Source organism: Streptomyces sp. NPDC034670, from assembly GCF_055574875.1.
The window spans coordinates 43,911-63,785 of sequence record NZ_JBVITR010000043.1 but is presented as its reverse complement, the minus strand read 5'-3'; the positions used below and the strand labels follow the sequence as shown (position 1 = coordinate 63,785).

Below are 19,875 nucleotides of genomic sequence, written 5' to 3'. Positions count from 1 at the left end.
CCCCCCCCCCCCCCCCCCCCCCCCCCCCCCCCCCCCCCCCCCCCCCCCCCCCCCCCCCCCCCCCCCCCCCCCCCCCCCCCCCCCCCCCCGCTCCTCGCGTGTGCGGCCGCTCAGTGGGCGGCGACGGTCACCGCGGCCTCCTCGTCGCCCCCGGCGGGGGCTCCCTCCGCCTCCTGGGCGCGGCTCCTGATGCCGACGACGGATACCACGGCGCCGATCAGGCACAGGATCCCGGTGACGGTGACGGCGGAGTGCAGGCCGTTGACGAACGCCTGCCCGCTGCCCTCGACGACCGCGGCCCTGAGCTGCGCCGGCATGTCGGCGGAGACCGGGGCGACGCCCATCGCGACGGCGTCCTCGGCCCCCCGCAGGCCGTGGGCCACGGAAGCCGGGACGCCCGCGCCGGTGAGCTCGCCGAACAGCGAGGAGCCGACCCTGCCGGCGATCACGGTGACCAGCACCGAGGTGCCGAGGGCACCGCCGATCTGCAGCATGGTGGACTGCAGGCCGGACGCCACACCGCCGTCCCTGACCGGCGCGTTGCCGATGATCGCGGCGGCGGTGGCGGGCAGCACGATGCCGACGCCGAGGCCCATCGCGAGGAACGGCGGCCACATCGTCGCGTAGGACGAGTCGACGCTCCAGGTGAGCATGGAGAACATGGCGGCGGCCGAGAGGGTCAGGCCCAGCGGGATGGTGACGCGCGGACCGAAGCGGGTGGTCAGCTGGGAGCCGATCGGCGAGGCGAACAGCGAGGCGATCGACAGCGGCAGCGTGCTGACACCGGCCTCGACCGGCGTGTAGCCGCGCACGTTCTGCAGGTACAGCATGAGGAAGAAGATGCCGCCGAGCATGACGAAGAAGTTCAGCAGGGTCATGATCGCGCCGGTGGTCAGCGACCGGTTGCGGAACAGGCGCATCGGCAGCAGCGGGCTCTCCTGCCGGGTCTCGTACCGGCAGAAGACGGCCAGGAGGACCAGGCCGAGGGCGATGGAGCCGAGGGTTCCGGCGGAGGACCAGCCCCAGGTCTCGCCCTTGACGATGCCGAGGACCAGTGCGAGCAGGCCCGCGGCCAGCAGCACCACGCCGGCGATGTCGAAGCGCTGGTGGCCGGCGGGGTTCCTGGACTCCGCGAGGACCGCCGCGCTGAACAGCAGCGCGACGACGCCGATCGGCGCGTTCAGGTAGAAGACCCACGTCCAGTCGACGTGCTCGACGAGCAGGCCGCCGATGATCGGGCCCAGCGAGGTCGAGACGGCCGAGACCATGCCCCAGACGCCCACCGCGAGCCCGAACTTCCTCGGGGGGAAGACGGCGCGCAGGATGCCCAGGGTGTTGGGCATCAGGATGCCGCCGCACAGGCCCTGCAGGGCGCGGAAGGCGATGACGCCCTCGATGCTGCCGACCAGGCCGATGGCGACCGAGGTGACGACGAACCCGCCGACGCCGACGAGGTAGTACAGGCGCCGGCCGAACCGGTCGCCGAGCTTGCCGCCGAGGATCATCGAGGCGGCGAGCGCGAGCAGGTAGGAGTTGGTGACCCACTGCAGCTCCGCGGTGCTGGCCTCCAGGTCCTTGCCGATCGCCGGGTTGGCGATGGCGACGACGGAGCCGTCGAGCTGCACCATGAGCAGGCCGAACGACACTGCGACCAGGGCGAGCCAGGGGTTGGCCCGCAGGCGCGCGAACCCCGACCGCGCGGGAGCGGTCGTGGCCGGGGTGGGGTGATCCACGGGAGTGGACGCCATGAAGGAAGCCGTTTCTCTCTCGAAGGGGGATGAACTGCGGGAAGAAGGCCGCAGTTCCCCGGCGGCCCCCGGGCGCCCGCCGGGCCGGGGGGAGGGCGCGGGGGAGCACGGGGCCGTGGACGAGGACTGCCCGGACGGGGGCGACCGCCGGGTGGCGCGTGGCGCTCGCGGCAGGAGGACCGGGAGGACGGGGACAGCCCGCGGCGGGAAGCGGAACGCTTCCCCGGGGAACGTGCGTGAGCCGGCGGCTCCGCCGTCAGCGGGCCGCGGAGTGGAGGTGGCGCGTCAGTGCTTTCAGCGCGCCGAGCGCGGAACCGAGCGCGTCCATCTCCCCGTCGGTGATGGACCGCAGCGCCTGGCCGAGGTGGTGCTCCTCGAGGGCGCGCACCTCGGCGATCCGCCGGCGCGAGGAGGCGGTGAGGTGGAGGCGGGCGATCCGCTTGTCGGCGCCGTCCTGGCGGCGCTCCAGCTCTCCCCGCTCGGTGAGCTGGGAGACCAGTGCGCTGACGTTGTTGGGCTTCATCAGCAGCGCCGCGGCCGCCTCACCCACCGTGGCGCCCTCGTGCTGCGCGACGAACCGCAGCAGCGCGAGCTGCCCCTCGGTCGGCTTCGGGTGGGGGTACTCGCTCCCGACCCGCCGGTCCAGTGCCCGGTGCAGCGCCGGCAGGCACGCCGCGAGCTCGGAGGCCACGCGTGCGACGCACTGATCGGACGTGCTGCTGTCGGACATGTCGAAGACCATAGGTATCTCATCATATCTATGTCAAACGAGAGGTCTCCGTGGGGCGGGCGGCCCCGAGGGGGGCCGGAGGGTCCGGCGTGGACGAGAAGCCCTGAGGGAAACAGGGGTCCCAGCGGAAGCGGAAGGCCCTAGTTGAGCAGGGCCCGGGCCGCCCGGGCCTGGGCGCGGACGCGCTCCGCCGCCGGCTCGTCCACCGCGGCCACCACCTCGGCGTACGCCTCCAGCTCCTCCGCGCCGTCCCGGAAGGCACCGCGCCGGACCAGCACCTGGGCCCGCTCGTACCGCAGCCGCGCCGGGTGCGAGGGGAGCAGCAGGGACAGCTCCACCGCCCACAGGTCCACGTCGGACCGCTCCGGACGGGCGGCCGCCCACGCCCGGATGTTGTTCAGGACGCGCAGCACGACGTCCAGGGGGGCGGCGGGCTCCAGCATCGACGCCTCCAGCGGCGCCCCCGTGGCCCCGGCGACCAGCAGCTCCGCGTCGGCCCCGGTCAGCACCCGGCCCCCGTCGAAGGGATCGGCGAGCACCTGCCCCCGGTCCTGACCGAAGCCGACGACGAAGTGCCCGGGCAGCGCCACCCCGTACACCGGCGCCCCCGCCCGCCGGGCCACCTCCAGCCACACCACCGACAGCAGGATCGGCAGCCCGCGCCGCCGCCGCAGCACCTCGTGCAGCAGCGAGGACTCCAGCCGCCGGTAGTCGCCCGGGGTGCCGTGGAAGCCGTACCGCCCGCCCAGCAGGTCGCGCAGGGCGAGCGCCCAGGCCCGGGGCGAGCCGGGCCGGTGGGGGAGCTCCCCGGCCAGCCGGTCCAGCTCGATCTGCGCGGCGTCCAGGCCCGCCTCGTCCAGGGTGCCGTCCGCCTGCGCGCCGATCAGCAGGCACAGCGCGGCCAGGTCGGGCCGCTCGCAGCGGGCCTCCTCGGCGAACCGCCGCCGCAGCTCGGCGGAGCGCTCGGGCGGTGGGGGACAGGGAGGGCGCATAACCGGTTCGTGCCCGCTCACGGGGATCCGTCACCGCCCGGAGCCGACGATTCCGGCGCGTGGGGGGCGCGGTGGTGGTGGTAGGCGTGGTGCGCGGCGAAACCCAGCCGGCCGTACAGCGCCCGGGCCCCCGCGTTGTCCTCCTCGACCTGGAGCCAGGCCGCCGACGCGCCCTCCTCCAGCGCCCGCCGGGCCAGCGCGGCCATCACGGCGGTCGCGAGCCCCCGCCGCCGCTGCGCCGGGTCCACCTCGACCGCCGCGAACCCGGCCCACCGCCCGTCCACCACGCACCGCCCGACGGCGGCCGGGACACCGTCACCGGGCACCGCGGCGAACCACACCGAGGGGCCGCTCTCCAGCACCTTCAGGGCGGTCTCGCCCACCCCCGCGCGCCGGTAGCGCGACAACCACGCCGCGTCGGCCCTCCGCGACAGCACGACCCCCGACGGCTCCGCGCCCCGGTCGGCGACCGGCGCCAGCCCGCCGGTCCACACCTCGGCGGTCACCTCCCGCACCCAGCCCCGCCGCTCCAGCTCCGCGCACAGCAGTTCCTGCGTGCCCTCGGCGCCGGTCGCGGTCTGGACGTAGGCGGGCAGCCCCCGTGCGGCGTACCAGCGGCGCACGGCCGCCAGCGCCTCGTCGAGCGGCACGCCCGGGTCGCCGAGCGGCAGCACCGAGTTGGCCCGCCGGGTGAAGCCCACCCGTCGCCCGGCCACCGCCCCCCGAGGAGGTGCCGCGTGCGGCACCTCCTCGGCCGCCGCCCGCAGCTCCCATTCCCCCAGCCGCTCGCTCTCCAGCGGCCGCCAGGCCCGCGCGGCGACCCGCGCCAGCTCCTCGTACGAGGCGGCCGGGCCCCTCCGGCGCGCCGGGGCGGACGGGACGACCTTGCCCGCGACCAGCGCGGACTCCGCGACCCGCACGCTCTGTCCGTCCCTGCGTGTGAGACACAGCACACCGCTGTCCCAGGATGTGAGCACACCGAGAGTGTCGGTGAACCGCCGACCCGGGGGACCATGTTCGATCAAGCTCCGTACCGAGACCCGTTTCCCCACGTCAGCAGGGGTGATACGAACCTCCAGACGCCCGGCGGCGAATATTTCCACAGATCGGTTCACCCCTCCTGTTCGGATCATGCCCTGGAACGGAGATACTAGGGGCGGGCATCGACGACGCCGCGCTCCCGCGCGCCAGGCGGCGGAGCCTGAGGAGGCCCGCCAGCGCCCTATCGAGGAGGAACGACAGCGTGACCTACGTCATCGCGCAGCCTTGTGTCGACGTGAAGGACAAGGCGTGCATCGAGGAGTGCCCGGTCGACTGCATCTACGAGGGCCAGCGGTCCTTGTACATCCACCCGGACGAATGCGTCGACTGCGGGGCCTGTGAGCCGGTCTGCCCGGTCGAGGCCATCTTCTACGAGGACGACACTCCCGAGGAGTGGAAGGACTACTACAAGGCGAACGTCGAGTTCTTCGACGAGCTCGGCTCGCCCGGCGGCGCCAGCAAGCTGGGTCTGATCGAGCGCGACCACCCCTTCATCGCCGCGCTCCCGCCGCAGGCCTGAGCGGCCGGCACATTCCGCGCCGCCTCGGTCCCGTACGGTCCGATCAGTCCGATCGCCGCACGGGACCGAGGCGTTTGCCGTCCCCGTGCCGCGCCGGCGCCGCACCCGTGCCGCACCAGAAAGTGAGCCCGTACCCGTGTCCGCAGTCTCCGACCGGCTGCCCGCCTTCCCCTGGGACAAGCTGGCGCCCTACAAGAAGACGGCCGCCGCGCACCCCGACGGCATCGTCGACCTCTCGGTCGGCACCCCCGTCGACCCGGTCCCCGAGCCGGTGCAGAAGGCCCTGATCGCCGCGGCGGACTCCCCGGGCTACCCCACGGTCTGGGGCACCCCGGAGCTGCGGGACGCGATCACCCGCTGGACGGAGCGCCGGCTGGGCGCCCGCGGGATCACCCACCACCACGTCCTGCCGGTCGTCGGTTCCAAGGAACTGGTCGCCTGGCTCCCCACCCAGCTGGGCCTCGGCCCCGGCGACAAGGTGGCCTTCCCCAGGCTGGCCTACCCGACGTACGAGGTCGGCGCCCGCCTGGCCCGCGCGGACCACGTGGCGTACGACGACCCGACCGAGCTGGACCCGGCGGGCCTGAAGCTGCTCTGGCTGAACTCCCCGTCCAACCCCACGGGCCGGGTGCTGTCCAAGGAGGAACTGGCCCGGACCGTCGCCTGGGCCCGCGAGCACGGCGTCCTGGTCCTCTCCGACGAGTGCTACATCGAACTGGGCTGGGAGGCCGACCCGGTCTCGGTGCTGCACCCGGACGTGAACGGCGGCTCCCACGACGGCATCGTCTCCGTGCACTCGCTGTCCAAGCGGTCCAACCTGGCCGGCTACCGCGCCGCCTTCCTGGCCGGCGACCCGGCGGTGCTCGGTCCGCTGCTCGAGATCCGCAAGCACGGCGGCATGATGACCTCGGCGCCGACGCAGGCGGCCGTGGTGGCGGCCCTGGGCGACGACGAGCACGTCCGCGTCCAGCGCGAGCGCTACGCGGCCCGGCGCGCCGCCCTGCGCGGGGCGCTGCTCGGCCACGGCTTCCGCATCGAGCACAGCGAGGCCAGCCTCTACCTGTGGGCGACCCGCGACGAGTCCTGCTGGGACACGGTCGCGCACCTCGCCGAACGCGGCGTCCTGGTCGCGCCGGGCGACTTCTACGGCCCGGCCGGCGAGCGCTTCGTGCGCGTCGCCCTGACCGCCACGGACGAGCGGGTGCGGGCGGCGGTGGAGCGCCTGTCCGCGTGAGGCGCCCGCCCGGCACACGACGGCCGACGGGGCCCGGGGTCTCCACCCCGGGCCCCGTCGGCGTGCCGGGGCGGGTCCGGTCAGCCGACCGGCAGGTTCTGGACCGGCAGGGTCCTGGCCGACGGCACGGCGTTCCGGGTGAGGGGCTTGGTCGGCAGCTTCTCCACCACCGGTGCGGCCTCCCGGACGGTCCGGTCGGCGGCCGGCACCACCTTGTCGGCGCCGTGCGAGGTCTCGGCGACGCCCTGCTTCGCGCTGCCCACGGCGTTGCCGGCCAGCCCGTCCACGGAGGTCAGCCCGCCGAGGTTCGTGGCGACCGGCAGCCCGGGAGCCGCACTGGCGGAACCGGCCGCACCGACCCCGGCGGCCGCTCCCGCAGCGACGATCAGCGCGGCACGGGCGATCCGGCGGGTCAGGGGGAGGGACATGGTGCTCCTTCGACGGGAGAGAACGGTGGGACGTCCAGCGGTTCCGGAGCCGGCCGATCGGCCGGTGGTCCCCGGGCCCTGGTGCCCTGACTACCGTCCGACGGCCGGGAAGGTTGCGGCGGGGCGACGTAAAGAGTTGGCAATGCGCCGGGCGGCCGGCGACGGACAGAAGGGGCGTAAGGGGCCGGGTCGGACGGCCGACCGCAGACCCGCGGCAGGCCCGCGGCCCTGTGGCGGCAAGGGACTCCGCGCGGCGCGGGCGGTCGTGCGGAGCCCCGGGCGCGGCGCCGGCGGCCCACCGCGCGCATGACGCCTGGGGGTGAGGCCCCGTACTGCTGCGCGGTCGTGGTCCCGCCGCCGGCCCGCTACCGCGCGGTCGTGATCCGGACCGCGCCCGTGCCGTCCCCCGCGTCCGCGGAGCCCTTGCCGTCCACCGGCCGCCACCGGCCGCCGGTGGTCCCGGCGGTCCACTCGCGTCCGCCGTACGCCACCCGCTTCACGTGCAGCTCGGAGGCGTTGGCCACGGCCCAGTGCGCCAGTTGCCAGCCGCGGGCCTCGGCGTCCCGCGAGGCGCCGTCGGGGCCGGCGGCGACCGGCAGCGTCACGGTGCCGTCGCCGGAGCCGCCCCGCTCCTCGGGGGCGGACGAGGGCGACGCCGCGTCGTCCGCCCGGGCGCCGGCCGGCTCCAGCACGTCCCGCCCGAAGTCCCGGACCAGCGCGGCGCGCACCCCCTCCGGGCCCGCCGCCCGGGTCGCGGCCGGACGGCCGTCGCAGGTCAGCGTGGCCGCCGAGCGCCCGGTGAGGGCGGCGGCCAGCAGCGTGGCGTCCGGTTCGTGCTTGGCGTACGCCTGCGGGAAACCGCTGCGCTGCACCCGCTGGGCGGCGACGGTGAGCGGCAGCCGGGTGTAGCCCGGCACCTCCTCCAGGCCCTCGTAGAACTTCTCCGCCGAGTACACCGGGTCCATGATCTGCTCCGGCGTGCCCCAGCCCTGCGAGGGCCGCTGCTGGAACAGGCCCAGCGAGTCGCGGTCGCCGTAGTCGATGTTGCGCAGCGCGGACTCCTGGAGCGCGGTCGCCAGGGCGATCGTCACGGCCCGTTCGGGCAGGTCGCGCGCGGTGCCCACGGCGGTGATCGTCGCCGCGTTCACCGCCTGCTCGGGCGTGAACTCGTAGCTCGCCCCGTCGCCCTCGGCGGACACGACCCGGCATCCCGGCGCGCCCGGGCCCCCGGTGACGTACCGCACCGCGAGGTACCCGGCGACCGCGCACAGGACCGCGAGGGCCGCCCCGAAGCGGAAGAGGCGGCCGCGACGCTTGGAAGGAAGGGACGGCTCTGACACGCGTACAAGGTACTGGAGGGTAGGAGGGCCCGTGAGCCGGGTGCGAACCGTGGGCCGGGCCCCGGCGGGTTAGGGTCGACGCCATGGCCGACACCCCGCTTGACCTCACGCTGGACGCCGCGCGCCTGACCGCGCAGCTCGTCGACTTCCCCTCCGTCAGCGGCACCGAGAAGCCGCTCGCGGACGCCATCGAGGCCGCGCTGCGCGCCCTGCCGCACCTCACGGTCGACCGGCACGGCAACAACGTGGTGGCCCGCACGCGCCTGGGACGGCCGGAACGCGTGATCCTCGCCGGGCACATCGACACGGTCCCGATCGCGGACAACGTCCCCTCCCGGCTCGACGACGACGGCGTGCTGTGGGGCTGCGGCACCTGCGACATGAAGGCCGGCGTGGCCGTCCAGCTGCGCATCGCCGCCACGGTCCCCGCCCCCAACCGCGACCTGACCTTCGTCTTCTACGACAACGAGGAGGTCGCCGCCGACCTCAACGGCCTGGGGCGCGTGGCCGAGGCCCACCCGGAGTGGCTGGAGGGCGACTTCGCGGTGCTGCTGGAGCCCTCCGACGGCCAGGTGGAGGGCGGCTGCCAGGGCACGCTGCGGGTGCTGCTGAGGACCACCGGCGAGCGCGCCCACTCCGCGCGGGGCTGGATGGGCTCCAACGCGATCCACGCGGCGGCCCCGATCCTCGCCCGCCTGGCCGCCTACGAGCCCCGCGACCCGGTCGTCGACGGCCTCCGGTACCGCGAGGGCCTCAACGCGGTCGGCATCTCCGGCGGCGTGGCCGGCAACGTCATCCCCGACGCGTGCACGGTCACCGTCAACTTCCGCTACGCGCCCGACCGCAGCGAGGAGGAGGCGCTGGCGCACGTCCGCGAGGTCTTCGCCGACTGCGGTGTGGCGGAGTTCGTCGTCGACGACCACAGCGGCGCGGCGCTGCCCGGCCTGTCCCACCCGGCCGCGGCGGCCTTCATCGAGGCGGTGGGCGGCACGCCCCAGCCGAAGTACGGCTGGACGGACGTCGCCCGCTTCTCGGCGCTGGGCGTCCCGGCGGTCAACTACGGCCCCGGCAACCCCCACCTGGCGCACCGGCGGGACGAACGCGTGGACACCGCGAAGATCCTGGCGGGGGAGGAGCGCCTGCGGTCCTGGCTGACGGCCTGACCCGGTGGTGGTTTGCACCGGTGCACGGCGGACATGCTGAGGTCCGCCGCACGTAACCCGCGTAGATCTACGCTGAGGCGGAACAACCTGGCGAACGGGAGGAACGCGCATGGCTACTGGCAACCCCGAGGGCAAGAGGCGGCCACCCGAGGAGCGGCGCCTGGGGCCCGTCCTGCGCAGGCGGGACCAGGTGCAGTCGAGCACCACCGACCAGCGGCTGCTGGACGAGCGTGCCCCCAGCGACTGGGTCCACACCGACCCCTGGCGGGTGCTGCGCATCCAGTCGGAGTTCATCGAGGGCTTCGGTTCGCTCGCCGAGCTCCCTCCCGCCATCAGCGTCTTCGGCTCGGCGCGCACGCCGGTGGACTCCCGGGAGTACGAGGCCGGCGTCCGCCTGGGCCGGGGCCTGGTCGAGGCGGGCTTCGCGGTGATCACCGGAGGCGGCCCCGGGGCCATGGAGGCGGCCAACAAGGGCGCGCTCGAGGCGAACGGCGTGTCGGTCGGCCTGGGCATCGAACTGCCCTTCGAGCAGGGGCTGAACTCCTACGTCGACATCGGCCTGAACTTCCGCTACTTCTTCGTCCGCAAGCTGATGTTCGTCAAGTACGCCCAGGGCTTCGTGGTCCTGCCCGGCGGCCTCGGCACCCTCGACGAGCTCTTCGAGGCGCTGACCCTGGTCCAGACCCAGAAGGTCACCCGCTTCCCCATCGTGCTGTTCGGCACGGAGTACTGGGGCGGCCTGGTCGACTGGCTGCGCGGCACGGTCGTCGCCCAGGGCAAGGCGGCGGAGAAGGACCTCCTCCTCTTCCACGTCACGGACGACGTGGAGGAGGCGGTGGCCCTGGTGTCGAAGGAGGCGGGCCGCTGAGCGGTCCCCGCCCGGCCGGGCGGGGGCACGGGGCGCGGGAACCCTTCCCGCCCGTGGAGCGGCGCCGCGGGACACCGGCCCCCGCCCGCCGGACCGGACGACGGGCGGGCACGGGCCGGGGCCCGGGGGCCGCGCCCTCCGGCCCCGTCCGGGAGCGTCGCCCCCGGCCCGCCGGAGGGCGCGGCCCCTACGCCAGCCCCCGGCGGGCCACCGCCGGCGCCCGGTGCCCGGCGATGGACGCCACCATGTCCAGCACCTGCCGCGTCTCCGCGACCTCGTGCACCCGGTACACCTGCGCCCCCAGCCACGCCGACACGGCCGTCGTCGCCAGCGTCCCCAGCACCCGCTCCTTCACCGGCCGGTCCAGCGTCTCCCCGACGAAGTCCTTGTTGGACAGCGACACCAGCACCGGCCACCCGGTGGCGACCATCTCGCCCAGCCGGCGCGTCGCCTCGAGGCTGTGCCGCGTGTTCTTCCCGAAGTCGTGCCCGGGGTCGATCATCACCGACTCCCTCGGCACCCCCAGGGCCACCGCCCGCTCCGCCAGCCCCACGGTCACGTCGAGGATGTCGGCCATGACGTCCTCGTACGTCACCCGGTGCGGCCGGGTCCGCGGCTCGGCGCCGCCCGTGTGGGTGCACACCAGCCCGGCGCCGTACCGCGCGGCGACCTCCGCGAGCCGCGGGTCGACCCCGCCCCAGGCGTCGTTCAGCACGTCCGCCCCCGCCTCGCACACGGCCTCGCCGACCTCGTGCCGCCAGGTGTCCACGCTGATCACGACGTCCGGGAAGCGGCGCCGCACCTCGGCGACGAAACCGACCGTCCGCCGGGCCTCCTCCTCGGCCGTGACCTCCTCGCCCGGCCCGGCCTTCACCCCGCCGATGTCGACGATCGCGGCGCCCTCCGCCACGGCCTGCTCCACGCGCGCGAGGGCGGGTTCGTCGCGGAACGTCGCGCCCCGGTCGTAGAAGGAGTCCGGGGTCCGGTTCACGATCGCCATGATCACCGGTTCGTGCGGCGCGAATTCCCGCCTGCCCAGCCTGAGCATCCCCTGCGACCTCTCCTCGTCCGTCCCGTCCGCGGCGGCCCGTGACCGCCTGCGCTCCTGACTGTCAGACTCGCATGGCACGATCGGAGCCACACATCCGACTCCGACTCAATCCGACCGTGGGGGCCCCGGCGATGGTTATGTTCCTGTTCCTGGTCGTCGCGCTCGCCGTGGTGGTCGCCGCGGTGACCCTCGCCGTGGTGGGCGGCGGCGAGAAGGGCCCGCTGCCCGAGGCGGCACCCGAGCGGCTCTCGGACCCCCTGCCGCCGGACCGCCCGGTCAGCCGCGCGGACGTGGAGGACCTGCGCTTCCCGCTCGCCGTGCGCGGCTACCGGATGGCGGACGTGGACGACGCCCTCGGCCGTCTCGGCGCCGAACTCGCCGAGCGCGACGCCCGGATCGCCGACCTGGAGTCCGCGCTGGCCGGCGCCCGTGCCGCCGCGGCCCACGCCGCCCCGGACAAGCCCGCCCCGCGCGAGGAGGGCGAGCAGCCGTGAGCGCGGGTGCCGCGCTCGCCGGCCCGGACGGCGCCCCGCGCTGCCCCTGGGCCCTGTCCACGCCGGACTACGTCACGTACCACGACGAGGAATGGGGCCGTCCGGTCCACGGCGACGACGCCCTCTTCGAGCGCCTCAGCCTGGAGGCGTTCCAGTCCGGCCTGTCCTGGATCACCATCCTGCGCCGCCGCCCCGGCTTCCGCGCCGCCTTCGCCGGCTTCGCGATCGCCGAGGTCGCGGAGTTCACCGACGCGGACCGCGCACGCCTGCTGGCCGACACCGGCATCATCCGCAACCGCGCCAAGATCGACGCGACCCTGGCCAACGCGCGCGTGCTGGCCGGGTGGGCGCCCGGCGACCTGGACGCCCTGATCTGGTCCCACGCCCCCGACCCGGCCGGCCGCCCGGTCCCGAAGACCCTCGCCGACGTCCCCGCGGTGACCCCGGAGTCGACGGCCCTGTCCAAGGCACTGAAGAAGCGCGGCCTGCGCTTCGTCGGCCCGACCACGGCGTACGCGCTGATGCAGGCCTGCGGGCTGGTCGATGACCACCTGGCGGACTGCGTGGCGAGACGGGGCTGAGCGCCCGGGGCCCGCGGCCCCGCCCGCCCGTCCCCGCCCGCCCGGCCGGTGCTCAGCGGCCCAGGTACTTCGGCTTCTCCTTGTTCACGAACGCCCGCACCGCGATCGTGTGGTCCTCGGAGAGGCCCGCCCGGGTCTGGAGCTCGTCCTCCTTCTCCAGCGCCTCCTCCAGGGAGTGGCCGAGCCCGAACGCCACGGACTCCTTCAGCGCCGCGTACGCCACCGTCGGCCCCTCGGCCAGGGCCCGCGCCACCTTCTCCGCCTCCGCGCGCAGCTCGGCCGCCGGGACCAGCCGGTTCGCGATCCCCAGCTCGTACGCCTCCTGGGCGGTGACGCTGCGCGGGAAGAGCAGCAGGTCGGTGGCGCGCCCGGGGCCGATCACCCGCGGCAGCGTCCAGGAGATCCCGGAGTCGGCGGTCAGCGCGACCCCGGCGAACGAGGTGTTGAAGGCCGCCGTGTCCGCGACGATCCGGTAGTCCGCCGCCAGCGCGAAGCCGAAGCCCGCACCCGCCGCGACCCCGTTCACCGCCGCGACCACCGGCTTCGGGGCCCCGGCGATCGCCTTCACGATGGGGTTGTAGTGCTCGCGCACCGTGCTCATCGTCTGCTTCGAGCCGGTCTCCCGGTCGGCGACCAGCAGCCCGACGTGCTCCTTGAGGTCCTGCCCCACGCAGAACGCCCGGTCGCCGGCCGCGGTCAGCAGCACGGCCCGTACGGCGCCGTCGTCCGCGGCGGAACGGACCGCGTCGCGGAGGGCGACCTTCGTCGCGACGTTCAGCGCGTTCATCGCCTCCGGGCGGTTCAGCGTGATCGTCGCGAGTCCGTCGCTGACCTCGTAGAGCACGGTGTCGGCCATGGTGTTTCCCCTCCGTGTGGCGGAATCGGGACCTACCGGCGGGTAGGCCCCCGTCTGCAGGACAGCATGACGGAGATCACCGGCCGCGGCGCACGGGCGGTGTGTGACCTCCGTCAAAGAATTCCCGACCGTTTTCGTTCGACGAAACTCCGTGCGAGGGCGCAGTATCGCAGTCACACCGCCGAATTGGGTGGTTTTGCTCGCGTGCGTTGCCCAAGCGATGCCGACCGATGTTGGTCATCGGGTCCTGAGATGCGGGATAATGGCCTGGAAGCAATGTGTTCGATGCCGGTGGCGTGTGTCCTGCTTCAGGAACCGCAGTGCCCTTCGACGGGCCGTCGGCTGGACGGTTGAGCTGGGTTTCAGGAAGGGGAACGAGCATGGCGGCCATGAAGCCGCGGACGGGTGATGGCCCGCTCGAGGTGACCAAGGAGGGGCGGGGCATCGTCATGCGCGTTCCGCTCGAAGGCGGCGGTCGACTCGTCGTCGAGCTGACCCCGGACGAGGCCGACGCGCTCGGCGACGCCCTCAAGAAGGTCGTCGGCTGACGCGCAAGCGACCATACCCTTTCAGCCGCCCCGGTGCCGCACTCGGTGCCGGGGCGGCTGCCTGTGCGGGGGCGCCGGCGCGCTCCCGCCGCTGCCGCCCGGCCGTCGGGCACTGCCTCCCCGCCGCGTCACCGGGCCACCGGGTCGCAGCGTCACCGCGTCACCGCTTCACCGCGCAGAGGAGTCCGTCCCCCACCGGGAGCAGCGACGACACCAGGTCCTGGCTCTCGCGAACGGTCCGCACGAGCTCCCGCAGCCGCAGCACCTCCGTCGGCTGCGGACCGGAGTCCACCGTGCGCCCGTTCGCGAAGACGCCTTCGAAGGCGACCAGGCCTCCGGGGCGCAGCAGGCGCAACGATTCGGCGAGGTAGTCCTGGTACTCCAGCCGGTCGCCGTCGCAGAAGACCAGGTCGTAGCCGGCGTCCGCGAGGCGCGGCAGGACGTCCAGGGCGTGGCCCGGGATGAAACGGGCCCGGTTGCCGGCGAACCCGGCGGTGCGGAAGGCCTGGCGGGCGGACTGCTGGTGCTCCGGCTCCTGGTCGACCGTGGTCAGCACCCCGTCCGGCCGCATCCCGTGCAGCAGGTGGATCCCGGAGACGCCGCAGCCGGTGCCGATCTCCGCGACCGCCTTGGCGTCCACGCTGGCGGCGAGCAACCGCAGGGCCGCGCCCGTGCCGGGCGACACCGAGCGCAGCCCCGCCTCGCGGGCCCGGTCCCGGGCCCAGTGCAGCGCTTCGTCCTCGGCGACATAGGCGTCGGCGAACGCCCAGCTCGTCTGCCGGTTGGCGGTAATGACCCTCTCCTGTCCCCATGGTTGCCTGCTGCGTGACTGTATCCGTTGGCGTCGGGAACCCGCAGATGGGACCGGTCGTTTGAAGGGGTGGGAAAGTGGCGTGTGCCGTGACGGGGGGGCGAGTGGTGAGCGAGAGCGCCGAGCAAGTGCCGACGCAGCCGTACGACTCGTGGCAGCCCAGATCAAATTCTCGTAAAACCGCTTATCCGGAGCTAACGGGCGAGGTGGCTATGGTAGGGGCTCCACTGGACACCACCAGAGCCGACAGGGGAGGTGCGGCCGCGGCCGTGGACCGCGCAGGAGCGCTGCGGCGCCTCCTCGGGTCGGCGGGCAGGCCGAAATCCGTGAACGACACCGCTGCTGACCACAGCCACGCCGCCGGTACCGCCACCGGTCCGGCCCAGACCGCGAGCTTCTCCACCGACGCGGACGGGCAGGCGTGGACTCCGCCCACGTGGGAGGAGATCGTCAGCATGCACAGCGGGCGCGTCTACCGGCTCGCCTACCGCCTCACCGGCAACCAGCACGACGCCGAGGACCTCACCCAGGAGGTCTTCGTACGCGTCTTCCGCTCCCTGTCGACCTACACGCCGGGCACCTTCGAGGGCTGGCTGCACCGCATCACCACCAACCTCTTCCTGGACATGGTCCGCCGCAAGCAGCGCATCCGCTTCGACGCGCTCGGCGACGACGCGGCCGAGCGGCTGGCCAGCAAGGAGCCCACGCCCCAGCAGGTCTTCAACGACGCCCACTTCGACGCGGACGTCCAGCAGGCCCTCGACACCCTCGCCCCCGAGTTCCGCGCCGCGGTCGTCCTGTGCGACATCGAAGGCCTGTCGTACGAGGAGATCGCCGCGACCCTCGGCGTCAAGCTCGGCACGGTCCGGTCCCGGATCCACCGCGGCCGCTCCCAGCTGCGCAAGGCCCTCGCACACCGCTCGCCCCAGGCGCGTGCGGAGCGCCGCTCCTTCGTGCCGCGTGTTCCCGCACTGGGAGGAGGGGGCGCGAGCGCGTGAGCGGTACATGGCCGAAATCCTCCGAGGGACACCTCGCAGAGCAGCACCTGGGAGACCGACTCTCCGCCCTGGTGGACGGAGAGCTCGGTCATGACGCGCGTGAGCGCGTACTGGCGCACGTGGCCACCTGCGTCAAGTGCAAGGCGGAGGTGGAAGCGCAGCGCCGCCTGAAGGACGTCTTCGCACAGGCGGCCCCGCCACCCCCCTCCGAGAGCTTCCTGGCCCGCCTCCAGGGGCTTCCGGCCGGCGGCGACCTCGGCGGCGGCCCGATGGCCGGGGGAGGCCTGCCGGGCGGCGCGCCCGGGCGGCCCGACGGGGTCTTCGGGACCGGGCGGGGCGAGCGCTTCGAGTTCGCGTACGCACCGGCGCGGCGGCACGCCCCGGCCCCGGCGGGCCGCGGTTTCCGCATCCACGAGGTCGGCCGCCACGAGACGGCCGACCGGCCGTCCTCGCGCGGGCTGCGGTTCGCGTTCGTCGCCGCCGGGGCGGTCTCCCTGGCCGCGATCGCACTCGGCGGGGTCACCATGAGCGCGCCCCCCGACACGGAGACGCGCGGCTCGGGGAAGGGCAGCAACGTGACGCCGGTGCGCACCCAGGGCACGGGCGCGGCGACGGCGCCCGAGCAGCGGCGCCGCGGCACCGGACCGCAGCTCGGCCAACCGCAGGGCCAGGGCGTCCTCGGGGAGGTCCCGGTCGCCCCGACCCTGGTCTCCGCGCCGCTGCTGCCCGGTGGCGTCCCGCTCCCGGCCGGCCGCCAGGGCACCCCGGACACACCGCCGGCGACCGGCGCCGCCGCGCTGTCCCCGTTGCTGCGGCCGCTCGAACCGCCCCCGCCGCTCACCCCGACCGCGTGGGCCGACCTCTCCGGGCTCAGGACCCCCGGCCTCCTCGCCGCCACCCCCGTCGCCGGCGCGCCGTCGGCTCCCTCGCCCACCGCCTCCTCCCGCACGGCCCGCTGACCCGTGCCCTGCGCACGGGTGCGTGGACCTGATTGAATCCAGGTGGCGCGCCCAGGCCCACGCAGCCGGGCGCCGAGCCAGGTTCCGGCGCGGAGGCGGACGGAGCCACGGAGCCGACGATCCGCGGTCACCGCCGACGAGCCGTGCCGCGTCCAGCTGTGGGGAGAGCATGAACGAGGGGAAGCCGGGCCCACCGGGGGAAGGGCCGACCGCGCGTCCGGAAGGACCCGACGGGGACTTCGAGCTGGCACGTCCCGGCCAGGGGCGGACCGGCGCCGGGGACGCGCACGAGGGCGACTACGAACTGGACCGGCCGCTGCGCGCCGAGGCCGCCCCCGCCGACGTGCCGCCCGCCCCGGAGGACCCGTCCCGGACGCCCGGCGCGCCCCCGGCGCCCGCCGCCTCCGCGGCCCCGGCCGACCCGGCGGGGACCGGGCGGCCCGCACCCCTGCACGACCCCGACCCGTACAGCACCCCGCCGTACGGCGAACCGGGCCCCTGGGCGCCCGCGCCGCCGGTGCAGCACCCGGCGGCCACTCCCGCGCACGGCATGGCGGTCGCACCGCCCGCCGAGGGCACGCCGCCGCACGGCACGGCGCCCGCACCGGATCCCGGGGCGGCGCCCCCTGCCGCCCCGGCGCATCCGGAGGCCCCGGCCCCCGACCCGTGGCGCCGCTACGACCCCTGGGCGGCCGCGGCGCCGGCCGCCCCCCTGCAGCAGGGCGGGTCCCCGGCGGTCCACGGGAAGCGGCGGCGCGGACGGACCAGGGGGGCGCTCCTCGGTGCCGCGCTGGCGTTCGCGCTCGTGTGCGGGGGCGTCGGCGGGATCGTCGGCGCGTACCTGGAGCGCAACGGCGGGGTCGGCGCCGTCGAACTGCCGCAGGCCGGCGAGGAGTCCTTCGACCGGGAGCCGGGCAGTGTCGCCGGCATCGCCGCGCGGGCGCTGGCCGGCGTCGTCACCCTGCACGTCAACGGCTCCGGCGAGGGCGGCACCGGCACCGGCTTCGTGCTCGACACCCGCGGGCACATCCTCACCAACGACCACGTCGTGGCGCCCGCCGCGGACGACGGCGAGATCACCGTGACCTTCCACAGCGGCGACACCGCCGAGGCGACCCTCGTCGGCCGGGACAGCGGCTACGACCTCGCCGTCGTCAAGGTGAAGGGCGTCCGCGGGCTCACCCCCCTGCCCCTCGGCAACTCCGACAACGTGCAGGTCGGCGACCCCGTCGTGGCCATCGGCGCCCCCTTCGACCTGGCCGGCACCGTGACCTCCGGCATCATCAGCGCCAAGGAGCGGCCCATCACCGCGGGCGGTGAGAAGGGCGACGGCAGCGACGTGTCGTACGTCGACGCCCTGCAGACCGACGCGCCGATCAACCCCGGCAACTCCGGCGGGCCCCTGCTCGACTCCCGGGCCCGCGTGGTCGGCATCAACTCCGCCATCCGCTCCGCCGGCGGCGGGACGGACCCGGACGGCGGCCGGGCCGGATCCATAGGCCTCGGCTTCGCCATCCCCATCAACCAGGGCAAGCGCGTCGCCGAGGAACTGATCAACACGGGCAGGGCGACCCACCCGGTGATCGGCATCACCCTCGACATGAACTACGGCGGCGACGGCGCCCGCGTCGGGACCGAGGGCAGCGACGGCGGGCCCCCGGTCACCGCCGGCGGCCCCGGCGACAAGGCCGGGATCAGGGCCGGCGACGTCATCACGGAGGTCGACGGCCAGCGTGTCCGTTCCGGTGAGGAACTCATCGTCAAGACCCGCGCCCACCGCCCCGGCGACCGGCTGGAGCTCACCCTGGAACGGGACGGCGAGGAGCGGAGGATCTCCCTGGTGCTCGGCTCCTCGGAGGACGGCTGAGGCGTACGGCACGGTACGGGCGGGTGAACGGCCCGGAAGGACCACCCGCGCGGGCACATCGGGGGTCCCCAGGACGGTACCGGTCGTACGGGGTGGCCGGGTACCGTGGACCCGGCCCGGACCACGGAGGACCGCGGACCACCGCCGAGGGCCGAGGACCGAAGGCATCGCGAGGAGCTTCAGGTGTTCAATGACATAGGACCGCTCGAGCTGGTGACGCTCATCGTCCTCGCCGTGCTCGTCTTCGGTCCGGACAAGCTCCCCAAGGTCATCCAGGACGTGACGCGCACGATCCGGAAGATCCGGGACTTCTCGGAGAACGCCAAGCAGGACATCCGGCAGGAGCTGGGACCGGAGTTCAAGGACTTCGAGTTCGAGGACCTCAACCCCAAGACGTTCATCCGCAAGCAGCTGGACAACGACGACCTGGGGCTCAAGGAGATCCGCAACGGATTCGACCTGAAGAAGGAGATGAACGAGGTCGCGGACGCCGTCCACGGCCGCGACTCCGACTCCCCGTCCCTGCCCTCGTCCCCCTCCTCGGGCTCCTCCCCCTCCGGGTCCTCCGGCGGCCGTGTGGACATGGTGAAGAAGCCCGAGGGCCGGGTGGCCGACGACCGCCCGCCCTTCGACGTGGACGCCACCTGACCCCTGCCCGCACGGGCCGGTGCGCGGGAGCGCGAGCCCCCGCGCACGTGACGCGTTTCATACTCCACCCGGGCTGCGCACGGCCCGATCCGGACCTTTGTGCGCCTCACGCGCCGGGCGCTTTCCCGGTCCGTGGCGACAAGGTGACTATGCTGCCGACTTGTTGTGCGGACCGGACGAGTACGCCCGAAGGGGGGCGGGCCACTCGGTCCGACGAGAGCGAGGAGGCGTCCGGGCACATGGAGACGACGAGTCGGACAGTCGCACAGGCGACGGCCGCGGAGGACGGACCACAGGTCCTCTCCGTCCGGCGTACGGTCGACGACTACCTGCGTGCGCCCTTCCCCTGGTACGGCCTCGACGAGGCCTTCACCGGCCCCCGCTGGCTGATGCAGGTCGGCACGGCGGCCGACGGGGCCGTCGCGCACGGATCGACCGGCCACGGTGACGAGCCCTCGGTGCGCAGCGAGTACACGGCCGGCACCGACCAGGACGCCAAGGAGAGGTTCGCGGTCGTCGTGACCGTGGCCGCCAACCCGGTCCGCCGCAGCCCCGACGGCACCGGCCTGCTGGAGGCCACCTCGGTCTCCTCCGCCGCCTGGCTCGCCGGCGTGGGGCTGCTGTCCTTCACCTGGCCCGGCCAGATGGACCACTCCCTGCGCGACGACTGGCTGGAGCAGCAGACGGAGACCGCGTGGGTCCTCGCGGACGACCTCGACGGGGCCGACTGGTCGACGCTGTCCCTTCCCGTGGACGGGGTGCCGACGCCGTTCCACTACCGGGAGTCGGAGTTCGGCTGGGTGCTCGCCGGGACCACGCGGGCGGGCGTGCACGTGGGCGCGTACGGCAGGGGCATGAGCGCGTACGGCCTCGGCTTCGCCGTGATCGAGGACATCGGCGCGTACGCGGGCTGAGCGCGGGTCCCCGGACACGGTGAGGGGGGGCGCCCACGCCGGGGGGGGCCCCCCCCCCCCACTCCGCGCACCCCCGGGACATCT

Annotated in this window: 21 protein-coding genes; 12 read left to right on the top strand and 9 right to left on the bottom strand. The window is 74.6% G+C overall.

Going from position 1 to position 19,875, the window contains the following annotated elements; genetic code table 11:
* Positions 1-110 precede the first annotated feature (110 nt).
* The 4 genes from ACZ56B_RS24900 to ACZ56B_RS24885 all read right to left on the bottom strand — a co-directional run bounded on the left by ACZ56B_RS24900 (position 111) and on the right by ACZ56B_RS24885 (position 4,573).
* Positions 111-1,748, bottom strand: coding sequence for an MFS transporter (locus ACZ56B_RS24900; RefSeq protein WP_468794781.1), 1,638 nt, complete (start codon positions 1,746-1,748; stop codon positions 111-113).
* Between the two features lie 256 nt (positions 1,749-2,004).
* A complete protein-coding gene (locus ACZ56B_RS24895) occupies positions 2,005-2,478 on the bottom strand; it encodes a MarR family winged helix-turn-helix transcriptional regulator (RefSeq protein ID WP_468794778.1) in 474 nt (157 codons plus the stop codon).
* A 140-nt stretch (positions 2,479-2,618) separates the two neighbouring features.
* Positions 2,619-3,470: a transglutaminase-like and tetratricopeptide repeat-containing protein gene (locus ACZ56B_RS24890; protein ID WP_468794775.1), complete on the bottom strand. Its 852-nt coding sequence runs from the start codon at positions 3,468-3,470 to the stop codon at positions 2,619-2,621.
* Positions 3,471-3,487: 17 nt separating this feature from the next.
* On the bottom strand, positions 3,488-4,573 hold the full coding sequence (locus ACZ56B_RS24885; RefSeq protein WP_468794772.1) for a GNAT family N-acetyltransferase: 1,086 nt from the start codon (positions 4,571-4,573) through the stop codon (positions 3,488-3,490).
* A 140-nt stretch (positions 4,574-4,713) separates the two neighbouring features.
* On the opposite strand from ACZ56B_RS24885, the gene fdxA reads away from it, so the two are divergent.
* Together fdxA and ACZ56B_RS24875 are read left to right on the top strand one after the other, a co-directional pair.
* Positions 4,714-5,031: a ferredoxin gene (gene fdxA / locus ACZ56B_RS24880; RefSeq protein WP_004926152.1), complete on the top strand. Its 318-nt coding sequence runs from the start codon at positions 4,714-4,716 to the stop codon at positions 5,029-5,031.
* 136 nt (positions 5,032-5,167) lie between these two features.
* Positions 5,168-6,265 carry a bifunctional succinyldiaminopimelate transaminase/glutamate-prephenate aminotransferase gene (locus tag ACZ56B_RS24875; protein ID WP_468794769.1) on the top strand — a complete coding sequence of 366 codons (1,098 nt, stop codon included), beginning with the start codon at positions 5,168-5,170 and terminating at the stop codon, positions 6,263-6,265.
* Positions 6,266-6,345: 80 nt separating this feature from the next.
* Here ACZ56B_RS24875 and ACZ56B_RS24870 read toward each other — a convergent pair whose 3' ends face one another.
* Entirely contained in the window at positions 6,346-6,693 is a 348-nt protein-coding gene (locus tag ACZ56B_RS24870) for an ATP-binding protein (RefSeq protein ID WP_468794766.1), read from the bottom strand.
* Positions 6,694-7,058: 365 nt separating this feature from the next.
* Positions 7,059-8,033: a VldE C-terminal domain-containing protein gene (locus ACZ56B_RS24865; protein WP_468794763.1), complete on the bottom strand. Its 975-nt coding sequence runs from the start codon at positions 8,031-8,033 to the stop codon at positions 7,059-7,061.
* A gap of 83 nt (positions 8,034-8,116) precedes the next feature.
* On the opposite strand from ACZ56B_RS24865, the gene dapE reads away from it, so the two are divergent.
* Both dapE and ACZ56B_RS24855 read left to right on the top strand, forming a co-directional pair.
* A complete protein-coding gene (gene dapE / locus ACZ56B_RS24860; RefSeq protein ID WP_468794760.1) occupies positions 8,117-9,196 on the top strand; it encodes a succinyl-diaminopimelate desuccinylase in 1,080 nt (359 codons plus the stop codon).
* A gap of 109 nt (positions 9,197-9,305) precedes the next feature.
* On the top strand, positions 9,306-10,064 hold the full coding sequence (locus ACZ56B_RS24855) for an LOG family protein (RefSeq protein WP_468794757.1): 759 nt from the start codon (positions 9,306-9,308) through the stop codon (positions 10,062-10,064).
* Positions 10,065-10,251: 187 nt separating this feature from the next.
* Here ACZ56B_RS24855 and folP read toward each other — a convergent pair whose 3' ends face one another.
* On the bottom strand, positions 10,252-11,112 hold the full coding sequence (gene folP, locus ACZ56B_RS24850; protein ID WP_468794754.1) for a dihydropteroate synthase: 861 nt from the start codon (positions 11,110-11,112) through the stop codon (positions 10,252-10,254).
* A gap of 134 nt (positions 11,113-11,246) precedes the next feature.
* On the opposite strand from folP, the gene ACZ56B_RS24845 reads away from it, so the two are divergent.
* On the top strand, positions 11,247-11,609 hold the full coding sequence (locus tag ACZ56B_RS24845; protein ID WP_468794751.1) for a DivIVA domain-containing protein: 363 nt from the start codon (positions 11,247-11,249) through the stop codon (positions 11,607-11,609).
* Entirely contained in the window at positions 11,606-12,190 is a 585-nt protein-coding gene (locus tag ACZ56B_RS24840; RefSeq protein WP_468794748.1) for a DNA-3-methyladenine glycosylase I, read from the top strand. The genes ACZ56B_RS24845 and ACZ56B_RS24840 overlap by 4 nt, the downstream gene beginning before the upstream one ends.
* A gap of 52 nt (positions 12,191-12,242) precedes the next feature.
* Here ACZ56B_RS24840 and chcB read toward each other — a convergent pair whose 3' ends face one another.
* On the bottom strand, positions 12,243-13,046 hold the full coding sequence (gene chcB, locus ACZ56B_RS24835) for a 2-cyclohexenylcarbonyl CoA isomerase (protein WP_468794745.1): 804 nt from the start codon (positions 13,044-13,046) through the stop codon (positions 12,243-12,245).
* Between the two features lie 380 nt (positions 13,047-13,426).
* Between chcB and ACZ56B_RS24830 the strand changes: the two genes are divergently transcribed.
* Positions 13,427-13,594, top strand: coding sequence for a DUF3117 domain-containing protein (locus tag ACZ56B_RS24830; protein ID WP_003966491.1), 168 nt, complete (start codon positions 13,427-13,429; stop codon positions 13,592-13,594).
* Between the two features lie 160 nt (positions 13,595-13,754).
* Here the strand turns inward: ACZ56B_RS24830 and ACZ56B_RS24825 are convergent, their stop codons facing one another.
* Positions 13,755-14,429, bottom strand: coding sequence for an O-methyltransferase (locus ACZ56B_RS24825; RefSeq protein ID WP_468794790.1), 675 nt, complete (start codon positions 14,427-14,429; stop codon positions 13,755-13,757).
* A 188-nt stretch (positions 14,430-14,617) separates the two neighbouring features.
* On the opposite strand from ACZ56B_RS24825, the gene sigE reads away from it, so the two are divergent.
* From sigE to ACZ56B_RS24800, 5 genes are all read left to right on the top strand, one after another.
* Positions 14,618-15,403: an RNA polymerase sigma factor SigE gene (sigE, locus tag ACZ56B_RS24820; RefSeq protein WP_468794742.1), complete on the top strand. Its 786-nt coding sequence runs from the start codon at positions 14,618-14,620 to the stop codon at positions 15,401-15,403.
* Entirely contained in the window at positions 15,400-16,362 is a 963-nt protein-coding gene (locus ACZ56B_RS24815; RefSeq protein ID WP_468794739.1) for an anti-sigma factor family protein, read from the top strand. Before sigE ends, ACZ56B_RS24815 begins: the two co-directional genes overlap by 4 nt.
* A gap of 169 nt (positions 16,363-16,531) precedes the next feature.
* Positions 16,532-18,229, top strand: a complete 1,698-nt coding sequence (locus tag ACZ56B_RS24810; RefSeq protein WP_468794736.1) for a S1C family serine protease — start codon at positions 16,532-16,534, stop codon at positions 18,227-18,229.
* A 183-nt stretch (positions 18,230-18,412) separates the two neighbouring features.
* On the top strand, positions 18,413-18,877 hold the full coding sequence (locus ACZ56B_RS24805) for a sec-independent translocase (RefSeq protein WP_468794733.1): 465 nt from the start codon (positions 18,413-18,415) through the stop codon (positions 18,875-18,877).
* 239 nt (positions 18,878-19,116) lie between these two features.
* A complete protein-coding gene (locus tag ACZ56B_RS24800; protein ID WP_468794730.1) occupies positions 19,117-19,791 on the top strand; it encodes a hypothetical protein in 675 nt (224 codons plus the stop codon).
* The last annotated feature ends 84 nt before the right edge of the window (positions 19,792-19,875 follow it).

Coding starts and splice junctions, on each gene's coding strand:
- ACZ56B_RS24800 (WP_468794730.1), top strand. CDS start 19,117: ATGGAGACGACGAGTCGGACAGTCGCACAGGCGACGGCCGCGGAGGAC.
- sigE (WP_468794742.1), top strand. CDS start 14,618: ATGGTAGGGGCTCCACTGGACACCACCAGAGCCGACAGGGGAGGTGCG.
- folP (WP_468794754.1), bottom strand. CDS start 11,112: ATGCTCAGGCTGGGCAGGCGGGAATTCGCGCCGCACGAACCGGTGATC.
- ACZ56B_RS24870 (WP_468794766.1), bottom strand. CDS start 6,693: ATGTCCCTCCCCCTGACCCGCCGGATCGCCCGTGCCGCGCTGATCGTC.
- ACZ56B_RS24830 (WP_003966491.1), top strand. CDS start 13,427: ATGGCGGCCATGAAGCCGCGGACGGGTGATGGCCCGCTCGAGGTGACC.
- ACZ56B_RS24845 (WP_468794751.1), top strand. CDS start 11,247: ATGGTTATGTTCCTGTTCCTGGTCGTCGCGCTCGCCGTGGTGGTCGCC.
- chcB (WP_468794745.1), bottom strand. CDS start 13,046: ATGGCCGACACCGTGCTCTACGAGGTCAGCGACGGACTCGCGACGATC.
- ACZ56B_RS24900 (WP_468794781.1), bottom strand. CDS start 1,748: ATGGCGTCCACTCCCGTGGATCACCCCACCCCGGCCACGACCGCTCCC.
- ACZ56B_RS24810 (WP_468794736.1), top strand. CDS start 16,532: ATGAACGAGGGGAAGCCGGGCCCACCGGGGGAAGGGCCGACCGCGCGT.
- ACZ56B_RS24890 (WP_468794775.1), bottom strand. CDS start 3,470: ATGCGCCCTCCCTGTCCCCCACCGCCCGAGCGCTCCGCCGAGCTGCGG.
- ACZ56B_RS24895 (WP_468794778.1), bottom strand. CDS start 2,478: ATGTCCGACAGCAGCACGTCCGATCAGTGCGTCGCACGCGTGGCCTCC.
- dapE (WP_468794760.1), top strand. CDS start 8,117: ATGGCCGACACCCCGCTTGACCTCACGCTGGACGCCGCGCGCCTGACC.
- ACZ56B_RS24855 (WP_468794757.1), top strand. CDS start 9,306: ATGGCTACTGGCAACCCCGAGGGCAAGAGGCGGCCACCCGAGGAGCGG.